General features: G+C 69.3%; 16 protein-coding genes and 1 pseudogene. 6 read left to right on the forward strand and 11 right to left on the reverse strand.

The features are described 5' to 3' along the window. The first annotated feature begins 1 nt into the window (after position 1). Positions 2-454: a glutaredoxin family protein gene (locus tag CFK39_RS07080; protein WP_089064878.1), complete on the forward strand. Its 453-nt coding sequence runs from the start codon at positions 2-4 to the stop codon at positions 452-454. Here CFK39_RS07080 and CFK39_RS07085 read toward each other — a convergent pair. Next, a complete protein-coding gene (locus CFK39_RS07085; RefSeq protein ID WP_089064879.1) occupies positions 442-951 on the reverse strand; it encodes a hypothetical protein in 510 nt (169 codons plus the stop codon). The genes CFK39_RS07080 and CFK39_RS07085 overlap by 13 nt on opposite strands. A gap of 80 nt (positions 952-1,031) precedes the next feature. On the opposite strand from CFK39_RS07085, the gene CFK39_RS07090 reads away from it, so the two are divergent. Next, positions 1,032-1,565: a P-loop NTPase family protein gene (locus CFK39_RS07090; protein ID WP_089064880.1), complete on the forward strand. Its 534-nt coding sequence runs from the start codon at positions 1,032-1,034 to the stop codon at positions 1,563-1,565. 106 nt (positions 1,566-1,671) lie between these two features. On the opposite strand, the gene CFK39_RS07095 is transcribed toward CFK39_RS07090, so the two are convergent. From CFK39_RS07095 to CFK39_RS16205, 4 genes are all read right to left on the reverse strand, one after another. Further along, positions 1,672-2,163 (reverse strand): hypothetical protein, encoded by a 492-nt coding sequence (locus CFK39_RS07095; protein WP_089064881.1) that lies wholly within the window; start codon positions 2,161-2,163, stop codon positions 1,672-1,674. Positions 2,164-2,329: 166 nt separating this feature from the next. Next, on the reverse strand, positions 2,330-2,512 hold the full coding sequence (locus CFK39_RS07100; RefSeq protein ID WP_089064882.1) for a hypothetical protein: 183 nt from the start codon (positions 2,510-2,512) through the stop codon (positions 2,330-2,332). A 358-nt stretch (positions 2,513-2,870) separates the two neighbouring features. Next, positions 2,871-4,556 carry a ribonuclease J gene (locus tag CFK39_RS07105; RefSeq protein WP_089064883.1) on the reverse strand — a complete coding sequence of 562 codons (1,686 nt, stop codon included), beginning with the start codon at positions 4,554-4,556 and terminating at the stop codon, positions 2,871-2,873. Between the two features lie 279 nt (positions 4,557-4,835). After that, entirely contained in the window at positions 4,836-5,330 is a 495-nt protein-coding gene (locus tag CFK39_RS16205; RefSeq protein WP_157697097.1) for a MarR family transcriptional regulator, read from the reverse strand. A 124-nt stretch (positions 5,331-5,454) separates the two neighbouring features. On the opposite strand from CFK39_RS16205, the gene CFK39_RS07115 reads away from it, so the two are divergent. Continuing rightward, the gene (locus CFK39_RS07115) at positions 5,455-6,978 is read left to right on the forward strand and encodes an MFS transporter (protein ID WP_218192273.1); all 1,524 of its coding nucleotides are present in this window, start codon (positions 5,455-5,457) and stop codon (positions 6,976-6,978) included. A 144-nt stretch (positions 6,979-7,122) separates the two neighbouring features. On the opposite strand, the gene arfA is transcribed toward CFK39_RS07115, so the two are convergent. After that, positions 7,123-8,649, reverse strand: coding sequence for an arabinosylfuranosidase ArfA (arfA, locus tag CFK39_RS07120; protein ID WP_089064885.1), 1,527 nt, complete (start codon positions 8,647-8,649; stop codon positions 7,123-7,125). A 258-nt stretch (positions 8,650-8,907) separates the two neighbouring features. Here arfA and CFK39_RS07125 point away from each other — a divergent pair, with 258 nt between their 5' ends. The 3 genes and pseudogenes from CFK39_RS07125 to CFK39_RS07135 all read left to right on the forward strand — a co-directional run bounded on the left by CFK39_RS07125 (position 8,908) and on the right by CFK39_RS07135 (position 11,528). Then, positions 8,908-10,032, forward strand: a complete 1,125-nt coding sequence (locus CFK39_RS07125; protein ID WP_089064886.1) for a LacI family DNA-binding transcriptional regulator — start codon at positions 8,908-8,910, stop codon at positions 10,030-10,032. 4 nt (positions 10,033-10,036) lie between these two features. Continuing rightward, positions 10,037-10,839: pseudogene (locus tag CFK39_RS07130) on the forward strand (thymidylate synthase). Further along, positions 10,836-11,528: a dihydrofolate reductase gene (locus CFK39_RS07135; RefSeq protein WP_089064887.1), complete on the forward strand. Its 693-nt coding sequence runs from the start codon at positions 10,836-10,838 to the stop codon at positions 11,526-11,528. The pseudogene CFK39_RS07130 and the gene CFK39_RS07135 overlap by 4 nt, the downstream one beginning before the upstream one ends. A 129-nt stretch (positions 11,529-11,657) precedes the next feature. Here the strand turns inward: CFK39_RS07135 and CFK39_RS07140 are convergent, their stop codons facing one another. The 5 genes from CFK39_RS07140 to mmsA form a co-directional block, all read right to left on the reverse strand. Then, a complete protein-coding gene (locus CFK39_RS07140) occupies positions 11,658-12,554 on the reverse strand; it encodes a carbohydrate ABC transporter permease (RefSeq protein ID WP_089064888.1) in 897 nt (298 codons plus the stop codon). A gap of 1 nt (position 12,555) precedes the next feature. Then, the gene (locus CFK39_RS07145; RefSeq protein ID WP_089064889.1) at positions 12,556-13,512 is read right to left on the reverse strand and encodes a carbohydrate ABC transporter permease; all 957 of its coding nucleotides are present in this window, start codon (positions 13,510-13,512) and stop codon (positions 12,556-12,558) included. A 17-nt stretch (positions 13,513-13,529) separates the two neighbouring features. Beyond that, positions 13,530-14,900 carry an extracellular solute-binding protein gene (locus tag CFK39_RS07150; protein WP_089064890.1) on the reverse strand — a complete coding sequence of 457 codons (1,371 nt, stop codon included), beginning with the start codon at positions 14,898-14,900 and terminating at the stop codon, positions 13,530-13,532. Positions 14,901-15,247: 347 nt separating this feature from the next. After that, the gene (gene mmsB, locus CFK39_RS07155) at positions 15,248-16,429 is read right to left on the reverse strand and encodes a multiple monosaccharide ABC transporter permease (protein WP_089064891.1); all 1,182 of its coding nucleotides are present in this window, start codon (positions 16,427-16,429) and stop codon (positions 15,248-15,250) included. 9 nt (positions 16,430-16,438) lie between these two features. Then, on the reverse strand, positions 16,439-17,980 hold the full coding sequence (gene mmsA / locus CFK39_RS07160) for a multiple monosaccharide ABC transporter ATP-binding protein (RefSeq protein WP_089064892.1): 1,542 nt from the start codon (positions 17,978-17,980) through the stop codon (positions 16,439-16,441). Between the last annotated feature and the right edge of the window lie 28 nt (positions 17,981-18,008).

An 18,008-nucleotide genomic window follows, 5' to 3' on the forward strand; every position in this document is an offset into this window, starting at 1 on the left:
CATGCCCCGTTCCCTGCGCTGGTCGCTCGTCGTCGTAGCCGTCGCGATCCTCGCGATGGCCGTGGTGACGGGGATCGACGATCTGCGCCGGGGGATCATCTCCGCGGTGGTGGGTGCCCTGGTGCTGGCCGCCGTCGCCATGTGGTCCGGCCGTCGCGGCCGGCACACCGCCTGGGCACGCGCCGAGGCCCGGATCGCGCCCGATCACGCCGTGGTGCTGTGGAAGCCGGGCTGTCTCTACTGCGAGCGGCTGCTGCTGCAGCTCGGGACGGATCCCCGTGTGACCTGGGTGAACGTATGGCGGGACGAGGGGGCGAACGCACAGGTCCGTGCCGTCAACGGCGGTGACGAGCTCACACCGACGGCGTTCCTGGGTACGCAGGTGCTGCGCAACCCGAGCGCGACGGAGCTGCGCGAGCACCTGGCCGCCGCCGGCTCTGCTCATCCCTCCTGACAGACCTGGAGCACCACCGTGGCCTCCGGGGGCCAGCGGTACTCGTCATCGCAGCGGAATCCCCGCAGCCATGACACCCCGTCGACCACCCGCAGGTAGAACCCCTTGGGGTAGTCGTCGTCCTCGCTGAGCGGCACGGAAGGGATGTGCAGCGCACCGCTGGGGATCCGCCCGGCGGAGAGCACCGAGTCCGGCGCCGAGGGCTGAGAGCTCACCGCCAGGCGCAGATACGGACCCGTCTCGGGCGGGCAGAGCTCGAACCCCTGCTGCTGCGCAGCAGCGATGACCTGCCCCAGCGTGCCTCCCTGGGGCAGGTCGAGCTCGGCGACGGTGCGCTGGGTGAGGGTCAGTCTCCGGGCGGAGCCGGGCGCGAAGCAGGGGTGCTCCAGCAGCGTCTCGGCGAAGGCGTTGAGCTCGACGCCCGCCGCAACCAGCTGCTCCCGCAGCATCCGGCGGGAGGAGCCGCCGACCGTCAGGGGGAAGTCGGCAGCAGTCATGCGGTCAGTATCCCTTCTCGGGCCCGACGTCGGCCGTCGCCCCGCGTGCGCACCGTGTCGCGGTTGCGGACAATAGCTCCATGCAGCGCTCCCGCCTCCACCTCACGGGGGCCAGCGGCTCCGGTGCGACGACGCTCGCCCGCGCCCTGGCCGACCGGTGGTCCGTGCCCCACGCCGATTCCGATGACTACTTCTGGATCCCCACAGATCCCCCGTACACCCGCCCCCGCCCGCCCGAAGAGCGGGTCGCCCTGATGAACACGATGTTCGCCCCGCGCGAGGCCTGGGTGCTGTCCGGGTCGATGATCGGCTGGGGGGACGAGATCCTCGCCCGCTGCGAGGCGGTCGTGTTCCTGAGCCTGGAGCCGAGGGAACGGCTGCGCCGGCTCGAGGCCCGCGAGCAGATCCGTGATCCGTGGCAGTCGTTCGACACCGACGCCCGGGACGAGTTCCTGAGCTGGGCCCGCGGCTATGACGACCCGGGATTCTCCGGTCGCAGCCGCGCCTCCCACGAGGCATGGCTGGGGACCCTCGAGGTGCCGGTGCTGCGCCTGGACAGCGCGCAGGGCGTCGACGAACTGGTCGCCGCGGTGCTGCGCTGGGAGCCCCGCTGACGGCAGATCGGAGCCGTCGGGCGGCGCTGGGACGACGGCCCGCGCTGGAGTCCCATGCGGAGTCGGTGTGCTGGGCAGTACCGGCGCCTCGGCAGGTGCTGCGATGTCAGCCGGCGCGGAGATGTGCCAGGACCAGGCCGATCGGGATGCTCACCATGGTCAGCAGCAGCACCGCCCGGTAGGTCCACACCGCCCAGGCCGGCCCCTGCGTGCCCCGGCCCACGGCGCGGATCATCAGCACCATGGTGGCCACCAGCAGCAGACCGCCGAGATCGACCAGCAGAGGCGCCGTGAGCACCGTCCCGCCGATCACCGCGAGACAGCCCAGATTCCAGGTGAGGATCTCGGCCAGCAGCGTCCCGCGGGACACCCGCGGACCGGCGAGCGCGTACTGCGCAATGCCCAGGCCCGCCTGCAGCACGCCGCCGACCAGCACCTGGAACGCGGCAGACCACGAACCGTGCTCGAGACTCAGCGGAGCGGTCACCGCCGCGACCAGGCCACCGGTGATGATCCAGAGGCCCGCCAGTGCGCGGAAGGCGAATATATCGCGGGAGGATGCTGCGGCCGTCGCGGATGCGTCGAGGGGAGGGGCCATAACCTCCATTCTTGCGCGCCGGGGACGCGGCTGAGGAGGGCGGTCCCGGTCTCGTCCCGTGGGGTCGGACACGATCGCGACCGGGGTGCGGCGGCTGTGCGACCCGTCGCGCTCCGTTCCTGTCGACGCGGAGCACGGGCGGGCCGGGGTCGCGAGAGGAGTCCGGTCAGGACCGGATGCTGCGTTCGCGGTCGCCGAGGCGGGCCAGGCTGTCGCGAAGAGTCGCTGCGGCGAGCGGGCCGACGGTCACCTCTGCGTACCCGGCCGTACAGGTGATCCAGATGCCCTCGGTGTCCGTCGTGACAGTGAGAGCATCCCCGTCAGGATCACTCAGCTCGATGGTGCGCATGGGGTCTCCTGGGAGATGGGCGAGCACGGGCGAGCTTTCCGGCGAGAGGACATGGACCTTCCATGGTTCGACACCGATGCCGGTCCGGGTGGGCGATCCGATCCATCGACCCCGTCGCCTCACCGCTCCCACCACTAACGGTGGCGCCCGGAACCGCGCCCACACCCCCGTCCACCAGGGCTTCTGCCAAGTGCGCACGACGTCGCGCCACGCGGGCACGCCCCGTCTACCACTCGGTCGAGCCGAGGCGGGACCGCTCGAGACGGCCCGCCCCGACGACGAAGACCCCTCCGTCCGGGAGCACGGGAGGGAGGGGTCTTCAAGGTCGAGCGCCGATCAGACTGCGCTCACCGGGCGCTCACGCGTCGACCACCACGGCCATGACGGCGGGCTCGCGACGGTAGGTGCGGCGCAGGTAGCTGCCGACGGCCTCGACGATGATCTCCTCGAGCTCGCCGATGTCGTCGATCTTGTCCTGGCGGGCGCGGGCGAGCGCCTTGTTGACCTGGGTCTCGGCGCCCTTGAAGGTCTTGTCATCGTGCACGAAGCCCTTGGTGATGAACTCCAGCGGCTCGACCGGCTGATTGGTCTTCGGATCGATCAGCGCGACCACGGTGACCACACCGCCGCCGGAGAGCATGCGGCGCTCGGCGAGGGTGTCCTCGGTGGCGGTGCCGATGGTCTGGCCGTCCACGTACACCAGACCGGCCTCGACCTTCCCGGAGATCTTCGCCTGGCCGGCCACGAGGTCGACGGTCACGCCGTCCTGTGCGATGACGATGTTCTTCTCCGGCACACCGGTGCGGCGGGCCAGCTCGGCGTTGGCATGCATGTGCTTGGACTCGCCGTGCACCGGCATCACGTTCTTCGGACGCACGATGTTGTAGCAGTACACGAGCTCGCCCGCGCTGGCGTGGCCGGAGACGTGCACCTTCGCATTGCCCTTGTGGACGATGTTCGCGCCGAGATCGGTGAGCTTGTTGATGATCCCGTAGATGGCGTTCTCGTTGCCGGGGATCAGCGAGGAGGCCATCAGCACCGTATCGCCCTCGCCGACCTGGATCTGGTGGTCGCCGTTGGACATGCGGGCCAGCGCCGCCATCGGCTCGCCCTGCGAACCGGTGCAGATCAGGGTGATCTTGTGATCGGGCATCGACTGGATCTTGCGGAAGTCGACGACGAGACCCTTGGGGATGTTCAGGTAGCCGAGATCGCGGGCGATCGCCATGTTGCGCACCATCGAGCGGCCGACGAACGCGACCTTGCGGCCGTTGGCGTGGGCGGCGTTGAGCACCTGCTGGATGCGGTGCACGTGGCTGGCGAAGCTGGAGACGATGATCCGCCGGGGCGAGGAAGTGAACACCTGGTCGATCGCCGGGTTCAGATCCCGCTCGGACATGGTGAAGCCGGGGACCTCGGCGTTCGTGGAGTCGGTGAGGAACAGATCCACGCCTTCCTCGCCGAGGCGGGCGAAGGAGCGCAGGTCGGTGATGCGACCGTCCAGCGGAAACTGGTCCATCTTGAAGTCACCGGTGTGCAGCACCGAGCCGGCCTTGGTGCGGATCATGATGGCGAGCGCATCGGGGATGGAGTGGTTGACCGCGACGAATTCGAGGTCGAACGAGCCCGCCTTGTGCTTCTGGCCCGCCTCGACCTGGATGGTCTTGGGGGTGATGCGATGCTCCTTGAGCTTCGCGGTGATGAAGGCCAGTGTCAGCTCGGAGCCGATGACCGGGATGTCCGCCCGCTCCTTGAGCAGGTACGGGACACCGCCGATGTGGTCCTCGTGGCCGTGCGTGAGCACGATCGCCTCGATGTCGTCCAGGCGGTCCCGGATGGACGTGAAGTCCGGCAGGATCACGTCGATGCCGGGCTGGTGCTCCTCGGGGAAGAGCACGCCGCAGTCGACGATCAGCAGCTTGCCGGCGTGCTCGAACACGGTCATGTTGCGGCCGACCTCGCCGAGGCCGCCGAGCGCGGTGATGCGCAGGCCGTTCTTGGCCAGGCGCGGGGGTGCGGTGAGCTTGGTGCGGGGGGAGGGCATGAGGGGTTTCTCCATCGTCGAAGGGTCAGGGTCTCAAGTCTCGAATGGCGCGCGCGTCTCAGAGGTCGCAGCGACGCCTACACTCAAACGTACGTCAGTCACGCGTCATTTCCGCATCCATGCCGAATTGGCCACGTTCAGATTGTCGAATCCGGGCGAGTTACTCACCGGTATCCGGCCTGAGGTGTCGCCACGAGCATCGCGAAGCGACAGCTGAGGACGCCTGCCCCGGAGGCGCGCCAGGGCGAGGCTGCGGACCGGGCTGAGTCCGGGCCCCACCTACTCCCGCCGCAGCTCCTCGCCCGAGCGCTCCGCCACCGCTCGGTAGGACTCGGTGAAGCGATCCAGCAGATCGACGAATGCCGCGGCGTCCACCGCGCCGAGAGCGGTCAGCGCCTCGTCGTAGCCGGCCAGGCTCGCGGCCACATCCGCCTCGAAGAGTCGGTACCCCTTCGCTGTGCGCTGGAAGAGGTAGGCCTGACCGCCGTGGTCGCGGGACCGCTCGAGGAGAGCTTCCGTGACAGCGGCGTTGACCTGACGGTTCACCGTGGACTGCTCGAGGTGGAGGGCGTCGGCGATTCCCCGCAGCGTCCTGGCGCGCCCGTCGGCGAAGAGCCAGAGGATGCGCAGGTCGGCATCCCCGAGAGCGCGCTGCTGGCGGTGGAGCCGGCGGTGGCGGTCCAGGAGGCTGAGGAGGCGTGCCACCTCGCGCCGCGGCTCCCGCTCCGCGCCATCCTCGGCCGGGGCGCATTCGCCCCCGGTGCGCTCGGCCATCTCCCCTCCGTCCCTTCGATGTCGTCACAATGCTCGGGCCCTGCCCGGTATGCATTTTACACATCCAACCTTGATATGTAGATTACATAGCTCGCCCCTGCCCATGCCCGAACCGAAGGTGCCCGTGAACGAATCCCCCCAGACAGCGAGCCCGGCCAAGGGCAGCGTCCGCCACCCCGCCTTGATCCTGCTCGTCATCGGCTTCTCCAGCCTGTGCGCCTCGCTCATGCAGTCGCTCGTGATCCCGATCCAGCCCGAGCTGCCCTCCATGCTCGGCACCTCGGCCTCGAACGCGGCCTGGGTGGTCACCGCCACCCTGCTGGCCGGCGGTGTCGCGATGCCGGTCGCCGGCAGGCTCGCCGACCTCAAGGGGTGCAAGCCCGTCCTGATCGGATCGGCCGCGCTCATGCTGGCGGGCTCGCTGATCTGCGCCCTCGGGGATTCGCTGGCGCCCGTCCTGGTCGGCCGCGTGCTGCAGGGCCTGGCGATGGGGTACATCCCGGTCGCGATCAGCTTCGTGCGCGAGGTGATGCCGCCGCGGCTGCGCAATACGGCGGTGGCCGGCATCAGCGCCACCCTCGGGGTGGGCGGCGCGCTCGGACTGCCGCTCGCCGCCTGGATCGCGCAGGCCTACGACTGGCACGCCCTGTTCTGGATGGCCTCGGCGCTCGCCGTGATCATGGTGGTCTCCACCGCCGTCGCGCTGCCCCATCGTGCCCCGGCCGGCTCCGGGAAGCTCGACGTGATCGGGGCGATCGGCATGGCCATCGGCGTGGTCGCGGTGCTCGTCGGCGTCTCCAAGGGCAACGACTGGGGCTGGGCCTCCGCCGCCACACTCGGCGTGATCATCGGCGGCGTCGCGGCGCTGCTGCTGTGGGCCTGGTTCGAGCTGCGCCAGGACAGCCCGCTGGTGGATCTGCGCACCATGGCCCGTCGTCCGATCCTGCTGACCAACCTCGCCGCCCTGATGGCGGGCTTCGGCATGATGGCGCAGGCGATCGTGATCCCGCAGCTGCTGCAGGCGCCCGACGCCACCGGATACGGACTCGGCCAGACCATGCTCCAGACGGGCCTGTGGATGGCCCCTGGCGGCCTGATGATGCTGGCCTTCACCCCGATCTCCAGCGGGATGCTCACCCGTTTCGGCGGGCGGGCCACGCTGGCCACCGGCATGGTCGTCCTCTCCAGCGGGTACCTGGTCGCGTTCTTCCTGTCCGCTGCGCCGTGGCAGCTGATGCTCGCCTCCTGCATCTCCTCGGCCGGGGTGGGGATCGCCTATGCCGCGATGCCCACGCTGATCATGGAGAACTCCCCGGCCTCGGAGGCCGGGTCCGGGGTGGGGGTCAACGCCCTGATGCGCTCGATGGGCACCACCAGCGCCGGCGCGGTGATGGCGATCGTGCTGACAGCCGTCACCACGACCGTGGGCGGCGAGTCGCTGCCCACCGTGACCGCCTTCAAGATCTGCTTCCTGCTCGCTGCGGTCGCCGGGCTCGGCGCGGCGGCGACCACGCTGTTCATCAAGCGCGGCCGGCCGGGGACCGACGAGACGGACGAGGACCAGGCGCAGGCCGAAGCGCCCGCCGCCGGGAGCGCGGCCGAGGACTCGCAGGCGCGGGAGACCTCCGAGGAGCCGGCGCTGATCTGAGCGGCGCCCCTCACCCGCCGCGTCACTCCCCGAGGTCCGGCTCCACGGTCGGCGAAGAAGCAGCTTCCGGGCAGGTCAAGGTCGCCCAGCACGCGGGCGGGCCGTCGGTGGAGGCGGCCGAGGGCCCGGTGTCGGCGGGCGACCTCAGGCGGTGCGGGCGAGGCGGACCATGGTCCAGGAGATCGCGGGCAGCTCGCCGGAGAGCCTGCCCCCCTGGAGCGCGACCGAGGAGTTCGGCTGCGGGGTGACGGTCTCCGGCGCGTCGGCCGAGTTCGCCGCATAGGGATCCTCGTGATGCAGCGTGACCGCTTCCACCAGGACGAGCTCGCCGAAGCCGGCCGAGCTCAGGTCCACCCCGAGGTCGAGGGCACCGGAGGCATCGCGGTTCACCACGAACACGGTGAGGTCACCGGAGTCCTCGTCCCAAGTGGCGACCGCGTCGGCCGAGGCGCTGGTGCCGAAGCGCTGGTTCTCGAAGCTCGGGACCTCGATGTTCACCTGCAGCACATCACCCTTCGCATACCGGGAGGTGAGCGCGAAGGGGTGGAAGGTGGTCTGCTTCCAGGCGCGGCCGCCGGGCTCGGTCATGATCGGCGCGATCACGTTGACCAGCTGCGCGAGCGAGGCGGAGGCGACCCGGTCGCTGTGGCGCAGCAGCGAGATCAGCAGATTGCCGAACACCACCGCGTCCATCGCGGAATAGATGTCCTCGAGCAGCACCGGCGCGACGGGCCAGTCCTTCCCGCTCGGCGGGCGGGACTCGGCGCGGTGCTGGTACCAGACGTTCCATTCGTCGAAGCTGATCATGATGCGCTTGTCGCGCTTGAGCTTGGCGCGCACGTGGTCGGCGGTGGCGACGACGGAGTCGATGAAGTGGTCCATGTCGTCGGCGGAGGCGAGGAAGGAGGCCTGGTCGCCGTCCTTCTCCGAGTAGTAGACGTGGGCGGAGACCATGTCGACGTGGTCGTACGCCTCGGTGAGCACAGTGTTCTCCCAGGCCCCGAAGGTGGGCATCTGGGAGTTCGAGGAGCCGCACACGATCAGCTCGAGGTCCGGGTCCTCCATCCGCATCGCGCGGGCGGTCTCGGTCGCCACCCGTGCGTACTCCTCGGCGTTCTTGTGCCCGATCTGCCAGGGGCCGTCCATCTCGTTGCCCAGGCACCACATCCGGATGTCGTGGGACTCCTCGGAGCCGGTGTTGGCCACGCGCTGGTCGGAGAGGCAGGTGCCGGCCGGGGCGTTGGCGTACTCGAGCACGTCCAGCGCCTCCTGCACCCCGCGGGTGCCGAGGTTCACGGCGTACATCGGTTCGACCTCGGCTTTCTTCGCCCAGGCCATGAACTCGTCCAGGCCCACGGTGTTCGGATCCGAGGAGTGCCAGGCCAGGTCGTGGCGCACTGGCCGCTCCTCCACCGGGCCGACGCCGTCCTCCCAGCGGTAGCCGGAGACGAAGTTGCCGCCGGGGTAGCGCACGGAGCTGACGCCGAGCTCGCGGGTCAGGGCCAGGACGTCGGTGCGGAAGCCGTCGGCGTCGGCCTCGGGGTGGTCCGGTTCGAAGATGCCGGTGTAGACGCAGCGGCCGAGGTGCTCGACGAACGCGCCGAAGGTGCGACGGCGCACCGGGGCGATGCGGAAGGCGGAGTTCAGGGTGAGGGTGACCTGGGATGACATCGGTGTCGGGATCCTTCTCGGAGGTGGGGGCACCGGAGTGCTCGGCTGTGCGACAACCAGTTCTTCAACGTTGCAAACAGCTTTCCACAGAGGATCCTCGACGTCAACGCGATTCCCGGCGCCGATACCGGATCCGCGCACCCCAGCCGCCCGCTCGCACAGCCCCGGCAGCAGCGCCGACGACATCGACGGCGCCGACTGGCGCGAGGTCGGTCACGCCGCCCGTGCCGAGCCCCGGTCAATGCGAGAATCGTCTCCATGCCACCTCGTTCCTCCTCCGGTCCGCGGCGCCCGCCGTCCCTGCGCGATGTCGCCGAGATCGCAGGGGTCTCGATCAAGACGGTCTCCAACGTGGTCAACGACTATCCGCACGTCCGCGACTCCACCCGCGAGAAGGTGCGCGAGGCGATCCTGCACGTCGGCTATCGCCCCCAGGTCGCCGCCCGGCAGCTGCGCACCGGCGCCAGCGGGATCGTCACCCTGGCCGTCCCCTCACTGGCCTTCACCTACTTCTCCGACCTCTCCCAGCACTTCATCGACGAGGCCCAGCGCCGCGGCCAGACGGTCGTGCTGCACTCGACCTCTGCCGGGCCAGAGGCCGAGCGCACCGTGCTCGAGGGGTTCCAGCGCGTCTTCGGCGACGGTGTGATCTTCAACCCGCTGTTCCTCGAGGAGGAGCAGTACGCCCGGATGCAGCGCACCACGCAGCCGACGGTGTTCATCGGCGAGCACCTGCGCGAGACCCTCCCCGAGGGCAGCGACTACGTGCGGATCGACAACCGCGCCGCCTCCTTCGATGCGACCTCCCATCTGCTCGCCACCGGCCGACGCCGACCGGCCTTCATCGGCGCCCTCCGCTCCGCGCAGGGCCAGCAGCCGCACAGCTCCGGCATCCTGCGCCGTGACGGCTTCCTCGCCGCACTGCACGAGCACGGACTGCGAGCCGACGACCGCACCGTGCAGTCCGTGGACGACTGGCACCGCCCGGACGGCTTCGCCGGGGCGAACGCCCTGCTCGACCGCTTCCCCGAGGTCGACGGCATCGTCTGCGGCAATGACGACCTGGCCATCGGCGTGCTCGCGGCGCTGCGTCGCCGCGATCGGCGGGTGCCCGAGGACGTCGCCGTGATCGGCTACGACGACACCCCCGACGCACCCTTCGCCTCGCCGCCGCTGAGCACCATCGCCCCGGACAAAGCGGCGATCGCCCGCACCGCGCTGGACCTGCTCAGCGAGCGGATCCAGGGCTACGACGGGCCGCCCCGCGTGCAGGAGGTCCCGTATCGGGTGGTCGTGCGCGAATCCACCGGTGCCGCCTCCCTCGCGTCCGCCACCGCCACCGCCACCGCCACCGCCACCGCCACCGCCACCGAGGAAGGATGACGCGATGAGCATCCCCACCCCCTACGAGGACCTCCTGCGCCAGGTCCTGGAGACCGGCCACGCCAAGGGCGACCGCACCGGGACCGGCACCCGCAGCCTGTTCGGCGCGCAGCTGCGCTACGACCTCTCCCAGGGCTTCCCGCTGATCACCACCAAGCGGGTGCACACCCGCTCGATCATCCTCGAGCTGCTGTGGTTCCTGCGCGGGGACACCAATGCGCGCTGGTTGCAGGAGCGGGGCGTGAGTATCTGGGACGAGTGGGCCGACGCGGACGGCGAGCTCGGCCCGATCTACGGCGCGCAATGGCGCTCCTGGCCCACCCCGATGGCGGCGTGATCGACCAGATCACGGACGTCGTCGAGCAGATCCGCACGAACCCGGATTCGCGCCGGCTGATCGTCTCGGCCTGGAACCCGGCGGACATCCCCGTCATGGCGCTGGCCCCCTGCCATGCCCTGTTCCAGTTCGAGGTGCATGACGGGAAGCTCTCCTGCCAGCTCTACCAGCGCAGCGCCGATCTCTTCCTCGGGGTGCCCTTCAACATCGCCAGCTACGCACTGCTGACCCATCTGGTCGCCCAGCAGACCGATCTCGAGGTCGGGGACTTCGTGTGGACCGGCGGGGACTGCCACATCTACGACAACCACGTCGAGCAGGTCACCCGGCAGCTCTCACGCGACCCCTTCCCCTACCCCACGCTGTCGCTGAACCGCCGCCCGGACTCGATCCTCGGCTACGAGCTCGAGGACATCGAGATCACGGGCTACCAGCACCACCAGGGCATCAAGGCCCCGGTCGCGATATGAGCGGCACCGACGGCACCGCTCCCGCAGCACCCACCCCGCTTGCATCCACACCTGCGGCATCCACACCGGCAGCGTCCTCGACGCCGCGGATCGGCCTGATCTGGGCCCAGGCCCGCGGAGGCGTGATCGGCGCCGACGGCACGATGCCCTGGCGCCTGCCCGAGGACCTCAGGCACTTCTCCCGCACCACGACGGGCTCCCCCGTGGTGATGGGTCGGCGCACCTGGGAGTCCTTCCCGCCGAAGTTCCGACCGCTGCCCGGGCGCACCAACGTCGTCATCACCCGTGACGACGCCTTCGCGGCCGACGGAGCGGTGCGGGCCCGTGACCTGGAGGACGCCCTGGGACTGGCCCGCGCAGCACTCACCGCCGCCGCGCACCGCCTGCCTGACGGACCCGCGGTCGGCGCCGACGACAGCCCGGCCGGTGGGCCTGCCGGCGACGCCGGGGCCGGCCCGGCCGATAGGCCCGCCCGCGACGCGATGATCTGGGTGGTCGGCGGCGGCCGCGTGTACCGGGAGGCGATGGACCGGGCGGATCTGCTGGTGGTCACGGAGATCGACCTCGCGGTCGAGGGGGACACCACGGCCCCCGCCATCCCCGACGGCTTCTCTCCCGAGGACCCGGATCCCGCCTGGTGCGGCTCGCGCACCGGCCTGCGATATCGGATCCTCCGCTACCGGCGCTGACCGGCCCTGCCGATCGAGCCCCGCACCGTATGCGCCACTCCCTTCGCCCGATCTCTAGCGTTCCGGGCACGGCGCGCATCATCCGGCACCGGGCGCCGGCCGCCCGTGCTCGCCGCGGGGTGGCGGTGCTCAGCCCTTCAGGCCCGAGCCGGTCACGCCCTCGACGATCTGGCGCTGGAAGAACATGTACAGCACGACCAGCGGGAGCGCGGCGAGGAGTGCGCCGGCCTGGATGTCGGCGTAGCGCAGTCCGAAGCTGCCCTGGACCGTCGCCAGGCCCACCGGGATGGTCATCAGGTTCGGGTTGGACAGCACGAACAGCGGCAGCAGCAGGTTGTTCCAGGTCCACACGAAGGTCAGGATCGCCACGGCTGCGATCACCGGGCGTGACAGCGGCATGATCACTCTCCAGTAGATGCGCCACAGGCCGGCGCCGTCGACGCGGGCGGCCTCCTCGAGCTCCTTGGGGATTCCGTCGAAGAACTGCTTGAAGATGAACACGGCGATGACCGAGGGGACCTGCGGGAGTATCACGGCCCAGTAGGTGTTCAGCAGCTGCATCACGCGCAGCTCCTGGAACAGCGGCACGATCAGCACCTGACTCGGGATCATCAGGCCCATGATGATCAGCAGGTAGATCAGGGCGCGCCCCCGGAACTGCAGGCGCGAGAGGGCGAAGGCGGCCATGGACGCGAACAGCAGCGTCAGCCCGGCGGTGATCACCGAGGTCAGGAAACTGGAGAGGTACCAGTTCCAGATGTCCCCCTGCTGCAGCAGCCCGACATAGGACTGCATCGTTGGGCTGAGATCAGTGAGGATCTCCTGGGCGCCCAGGGCGGCCACGCCGTTGTCGGTCAGCGAGGTCTTGATCGCGAACAGGCTGGGGATCAGCCAGATGATCGCAGCGATGATCAGGAAGATGCCGCTGACCCTGGTGAAGGTCTGGCCGCTGGCCTTCATGCGCGGGGCCGGGGCGGCGCCGGAGAGGCCGGCGCGAGCGGTGGGTCGGGTCTCGATCGTGGCCATGTCAGGAGGCCTCCTCACGCTTGGTGCCGAGACGGCTGAGGATCTGCTGGAGGATGGCGATCACCAGGATGATCAGGAACAGCAGCACCGAGGCGGCGGATGCCGCTCCGACCCGGTTGTCCGTGAATGCCGTGTTGGTGATCAGGCCGAGGGAGACCTGCGTCGAGATGCCCGGTCCACCCGAGGTCATCAGGTACACCTGGTCGAAGATCTTCAGGCTGGCGATGATCTGCAGGAGGATCACCAGGCCGGTGGTCCGGTTCAGCAGCGGGACGGTGAGCCGGCGGATCTGCTGCCAGGGCGAGGCCCCGTCGACCGCGGCGGCCTCGTACAGCTCGCGCGGGATCTCCTGCAGGCCCGCCAGGTAGAGCACGAAGTTGAATCCGATGGTCCACCAGACCGTCGCGATGGCGATGCCGATCATCGCGGTGCCCGGATCGGACAGGATGCCGGAGCCGGGGTCCAGGCCCAGCAGCGTCGAGGGCAGGGACCACAGCCCGTTGGACGGGGTGAAGATGAAGACCCAGATCAGGGAGATCGTCGCCGAGGGCAGGATGAACGGCAGGAAGAACGCCAGGCGGAAGAACCACTGGCCGCGCGCCATGCGGTTGGTGAGCACCGCCAGCACGAAGGAGAGCACCACCAGGGGCGGCACCGTGTAGAGCGTGAACTGGAGGGTGTGCCACAGCGAGGACCAGAAGTCGTCGCGGCGGAACATCTCCAGGTAGTTGTCCAGGCCCGCGAAGGATCCGAGCCCGGAGTGGACGGTCGAGGTGTTGAAGAAGCTCGCGACGACCATCCAGATCATGGGGCCGACCATGAAGGCCAGGTAGATCACGGCGAAGGGTGCGAGGAACAGCCAGGCCTGTGGGGTGCGGCGCTGGACCTTGCCACCCTTCGGGGGTCGCGCGACCCGCGCCCCGGGGGCCGGGGGTGCGGTGGGAGACATCGTGGTCATGAGGTCTGCCTTCCGGGTCAGAGCGGGCTGGGGGTCGAGGTATAGATCGCGAGCTGGCTGCGGATCGCGGCCAGCGCCTGCTCCGGGGTGAGCGCTCCCTGCTGGACGAGTCCGAGCTGGGCGCCGACCGTGGCCTCGAAGGTCGAGCCGGACCCGCCGTACCAGGCCGGGTCGTCGTAGACCGCGTAGTCGGCGGAGCCGGCGTAGTAGCGCTGCGGCTCCAGGGCGAGGTACTCCTCGCTCTCGGCGGTCGGCAGGTAGGCCGGGATGTGACCGCCCTCGGCCCAGGTCATGCTCTGGTCGAGCATCGCCTTGATGAATCCCATCGCCTGCCTGCGCTGTGCCGGGGAGCGGTCCTTGCGCGGCAGGATGAAGGTGTGGGAGTCGGCCTGGACGGCCGGCTTGTCGAACAGCTGCGGGATCGGGGCCATCCCGAAGTCGAGCCCCTCGATCGACTGGGCGGTGGCGATCTCCCACTCGCCCTGCAGGTAGAAGCCGGCCTTCCCGGTGAACATCTGCGTCTGGGAGGTGGCATAGTCCAGGGCGCTGTTGAGCCATCCCTGTTCCACCCATTCCTGGATCTTCGTCGTCACCTCGACGAACAGCTCCTCGTCCACGCTGATGGTCGCGCCGTCGTCGGAGAGGAAGGGGGTGGCGCCGTCGAGCTGGTTGTACAGCGTCCAGAAGAATCGCCAGGGGGTGGCGGTCTCGGCCACGTTCGCGACGGTGATCGCGGTGCCGCCGGTGACCGCGCTGAGTTCCTTCAGGGCCGCTTCGAAGGCGTCCATGCCGGTGAGGTCCAGGAGCAGCCCGTCGCTGTCCAGCAGTCCGGCCTTCTCGCATACGTCCTTGTTGTAGAACAGGGTGAACGGGTGGGTGTCCAGCGGGATGGCGATGTTCTGGTCATCGGTGCGCTGGGTGGCCCAGGCCTGGGCGTTGAAGTCCTCGGTGCTCAGGCCGACGCCGGCGAGGTCCTCCGCGGTGATCGCTTCCAGCAGCCCGCCGTTCCACAGCGGCTTCGCACGGGTGAGGTGGGCGACGGCGACATCCGGCGGCTGATTGCCGACGGTCGCCAGAGTCAGTTTCGAGTAGTACGGGTTGCCCCAGGTGAGGGTGGTGGCCTGCAGGGAGTCCTGACCGTGGAGGTCGCGGTAGCCCTGCTCCATGTCCTGCATGCGCACGCCGTCCCCACCGCCGAACAGGTTCCAGTAGATCAGCGTCTCGGGGTTCAGCTCGGCGCCGAGGAATCCGGCTCCGAGCGGGGAGGAGCATCCGGCCAGCGGCATCGCTGCGGCGGCCAGTGCTCCGGCGCCCAGCAGCCGTCGTCGGCTGATCCGCGCGTTCTCCGCGGGGTGGGCCGGGGCTGAGCGGGGTGGACGATTGCTCATCTCATCACTCCATCGGGATCGGACTGCCGGGCCGGCCGGGGTGGTGGCGGCTCGAGCTGGACCAGGGCGGTTCACGGCTCCGTGCGCTGCGGTGCGCGCGGCCCGTCGAGGCGGATCTGCGATGAGCCGCACCTGTCCGGCTGGCGGTCACCGCAGGAGTGCGCTGCCTCACACTCCGAGATTACATCGTTGCAAAGATGAGCGCAATGCTTCCGGCACACCAATCTGCGCGGAGGGTCAGACCCGCGCTGACCTGCGCATCAACTGGGCAACACAACATCCCGGGCCCCTCGTGCGGAGGGTGCCCGGGATGAGCGCGGAGCCAGCGGCCGAGCGGCCGCGCCGGCTCAGGCGCCGGACTGCGAGCGCTTCTTGTTCCAGACGTCGAAGGCCACGGCGACCAGCAGCACCACACCGCGCACCACGGACTGGGTGGGCTGGGAGATGCCCATGATCGACATCCCGTTGGACATCACCGCCATGATCAGGCCGCCGATGATCGCGCCCTGGACCTTGCCCACGCCGCCGGTGACCGCCGCGCCGCCGATGAAGGCGGCGGCGATCGCGTCCAGCTCGAACATGTTTCCCGCACCCGGCTGGGCGCTGTTGGACCGCGCCGAGTAGACGATGCCCGCGATCGCCGAGAGCAGACCCATGTTCACGAACAGCCACATGTTCACCCGGCGGGTCTTCACCCCGGAGAGCTGCGCGGCCTGGAGGTTGCCGCCCATGGCGTAGATGTGGCGGCCGAAGATCGTGCGCTGGCTGACGAAGCCGTAGATGAGCACCAGCGCGGCCAGCAGGATCAGCACCACGGGCAGGCCGCGGGAATGCGCCAGCTGCCAGGCGAAGGCCATCACCACGGCGCCGATGAGCGCGACCTTCAGGCAGAACAGGTACAGGGCCTCGACGGGCTGCTTGTACTTCAGCTTCGCCAGGCGCCCGCGGTACTGCTGGACCGCGAAGACCACGATCAGCGCTGCGGCGAGGATCAGGGTGAAGGCGTCGTAGCCGTTGCCGCCCAGCAGGCCGTTGAGGAAGCCGCCGGAGATGTACTGGTACTGCTGCGGGAAGGGCGAGAGCGAGACGCTGCCCAGGACCTGCATGGCCAGGCCGCGGAAGATGAGCATCCCGGCCAGGGTGACGATGAAGGCGGGGATCCCCACATACGCGACCCAGAAGCCCTGCCACAGTCCCACCAGCACACCGGTGCCGAGGGCGGCCAGCACCCCCACCCACCAGGGCAGGCCGTGGCCGATGATCACCACCCCCGCGACGGCGCCGGTCAGGGCGACCACCGAACCCACCGAGAGGTCGATGTGCCCGGCCACGATGATCAGCACCATGCCGATCGCGAGGATCAGGATGTAGGAGTACTGCAGCACCAGGTTGGTGAGGTTGCCCGGGCTGAGGAGGGCGCCATCGGTGAGGATCGCGAACAGCACGATGATGAACACGAAGGCGATGTAGATGCCGCTCTGGCGCAGGTTGCGCGTGAGCAGCTCTTTGATGTCAGAAGTTCCGGCCATGAGGCGCGCTCACTCCCTCTCCATGGTCATGAGCTCCATGAGGTGCTCCTGGGTGGCGTCCTGGGTGATGACCTCGCCGGTGATCCGACCCGCGGACAGTGTGTAGATGCGATCGGCCACGCCCATCACCTCCGGCAGCTCGGAGGAGATGACGATGATGGCCTTGCCCGCCTCGGCGAGCTCGTTGATGATCGAGTAGATCTCGTACTTCGCGCCGACGTCGACGCCGCGGGTCGGCTCATCGAGGATCAGCAGCTCCGGCTCGGTGTACAGCCACTTGCTGAGCACCACCTTCTGCTGATTGCCGCCGGAGAGCTTCCCGACCGTCGCCATCACCGTCGGCGTCTTGATGTTCAGCGAGGACCGGTACTTCTCCGCAACCGCGATCTCCTCGTTGCCGTTGATCCAGCCGCCGCTGGTGATCTTCTTCAGCGCGGCGGCGGTGACGTTGGTGCGCAGATCCTGGATCAGGTTCAGCCCGTACTGCTTGCGGTCCTCGGAGACGTAGGCGATGCCCGCATCGATCGCCTCGGAGACGGTGCGCATCCGCACCGGACGGCCGTGCACGTAGGCGGTGCCGGAGATGTCGCGGCCGTAGGACTGGCCGAACACGCTCATCGCGAGCTCGGTGCGGCCCGCGCCCATCAGCCCGGCGATGCCCACCACCTCGCCGGCCCGCACGTTCAGCGAGGCCCCGTCCACGACGGTGCGGCCGGCCTGGGTGGGGTGGCCGACGTGCCAGTCCTCGATCCGGAAGACCTCCTCGCCGATCTCGGCGGTGCGCTCGGGATAGAGGCTCTCCATGTCCCGGCCCACCATGCCCTTGATGATGCGGGGGATCAGCGTGTGCCGGCGATCCTCCTCGACGCGCATGTCGATCGTCTCGATGGTCGAGCCGTCGCGGATGACGGTGGTGGCATCGGCGACCGCCGCGATCTCACCCAGCTTGTGGGAGATGATGATGCTGGTGACACCCTCGTCCCGCAGGCCGCGGATGAGGGAGAGCAGATGCGCGGAGTCGTTGTCGTTCAGCGCCGCGGTGGGCTCGTCGAGGATCAGCAGGCTGACATTCTTCGAGAGCGCCTTGGCGATCTCGACCAGCTGCTGCTTGCCCACGCCCAGCTGGCCGACGGGCGTGACCGGCTTCTCCTTCAGACCCACGCGGGCGAGCAGCTCGGCGGCTCGGGCGTTGGTCTCGTGCCAGCTGATGACGGGCCCGTGGGCCCGTTCGTTGCCCAGGAAGATGTTCTCGGCGATCGACAGGTGGGGCACCAGGGCGAGCTCCTGGTGGATGATCACGATGCCCTCGGCCTCGGAATCGTTGATGTCCGCGAACGTCACGGGGCGGCCGCGGTAGTGGATCTCGCCCTCGTAGCTGCCAGCCGGCTCCACGCCCGAGAGCACCTTCATGAGCGTCGACTTGCCCGCGCCGTTCTCTCCGCAGATCGCGTGGATCTCGTGTTCGTCGACCGTCAGGGACACGTCCTTGAGCGCGACCACGCCGGGGAATCTCTTGGTGATGGACCGCATCTCGAGGATGTGATCGGTCATGGGGCCCTCCTTCGGGCTGGGGGCCCCG

The organism is Brachybacterium avium (assembly GCF_002216795.1).
In the GTDB taxonomy this organism is placed as follows: domain Bacteria; phylum Actinomycetota; class Actinomycetes; order Actinomycetales; family Dermabacteraceae; genus Brachybacterium; species Brachybacterium avium.

Excerpts from the sequence above, each read along its gene's own strand:
- CFK39_RS07080 (WP_089064878.1), top strand. The coding sequence starts at position 2 with ATGCCCCGTTCCCTGCGCTGGTCGCTCGTCGTCGTAGCCGTCGCGATC.
- CFK39_RS07145 (WP_089064889.1), bottom strand. The coding sequence starts at position 13,512 with ATGACCACGATGTCTCCCACCGCACCCCCGGCCCCCGGGGCGCGGGTC.
- arfA (WP_089064885.1), bottom strand. The coding sequence starts at position 8,649 with ATGTCATCCCAGGTCACCCTCACCCTGAACTCCGCCTTCCGCATCGCC.
- CFK39_RS16205 (WP_157697097.1), bottom strand. The coding sequence starts at position 5,330 with ATGGCCGAGCGCACCGGGGGCGAATGCGCCCCGGCCGAGGATGGCGCG.
- CFK39_RS07085 (WP_089064879.1), bottom strand. The coding sequence starts at position 951 with ATGACTGCTGCCGACTTCCCCCTGACGGTCGGCGGCTCCTCCCGCCGG.
- mmsA (WP_089064892.1), bottom strand. The coding sequence starts at position 17,980 with ATGACCGATCACATCCTCGAGATGCGGTCCATCACCAAGAGATTCCCC.
- CFK39_RS07100 (WP_089064882.1), bottom strand. The coding sequence starts at position 2,512 with ATGCGCACCATCGAGCTGAGTGATCCTGACGGGGATGCTCTCACTGTC.
- CFK39_RS07125 (WP_089064886.1), top strand. The coding sequence starts at position 8,908 with ATGCCACCTCGTTCCTCCTCCGGTCCGCGGCGCCCGCCGTCCCTGCGC.
- mmsB (WP_089064891.1), bottom strand. The coding sequence starts at position 16,429 with ATGGCCGGAACTTCTGACATCAAAGAGCTGCTCACGCGCAACCTGCGC.
- CFK39_RS07150 (WP_089064890.1), bottom strand. The coding sequence starts at position 14,900 with ATGAGCAATCGTCCACCCCGCTCAGCCCCGGCCCACCCCGCGGAGAAC.
- CFK39_RS07095 (WP_089064881.1), bottom strand. The coding sequence starts at position 2,163 with ATGGCCCCTCCCCTCGACGCATCCGCGACGGCCGCAGCATCCTCCCGC.
- CFK39_RS07140 (WP_089064888.1), bottom strand. The coding sequence starts at position 12,554 with ATGGCCACGATCGAGACCCGACCCACCGCTCGCGCCGGCCTCTCCGGC.
- CFK39_RS07135 (WP_089064887.1), top strand. The coding sequence starts at position 10,836 with ATGAGCGGCACCGACGGCACCGCTCCCGCAGCACCCACCCCGCTTGCA.
- CFK39_RS07090 (WP_089064880.1), top strand. The coding sequence starts at position 1,032 with ATGCAGCGCTCCCGCCTCCACCTCACGGGGGCCAGCGGCTCCGGTGCG.
- CFK39_RS07105 (WP_089064883.1), bottom strand. The coding sequence starts at position 4,556 with ATGCCCTCCCCCCGCACCAAGCTCACCGCACCCCCGCGCCTGGCCAAG.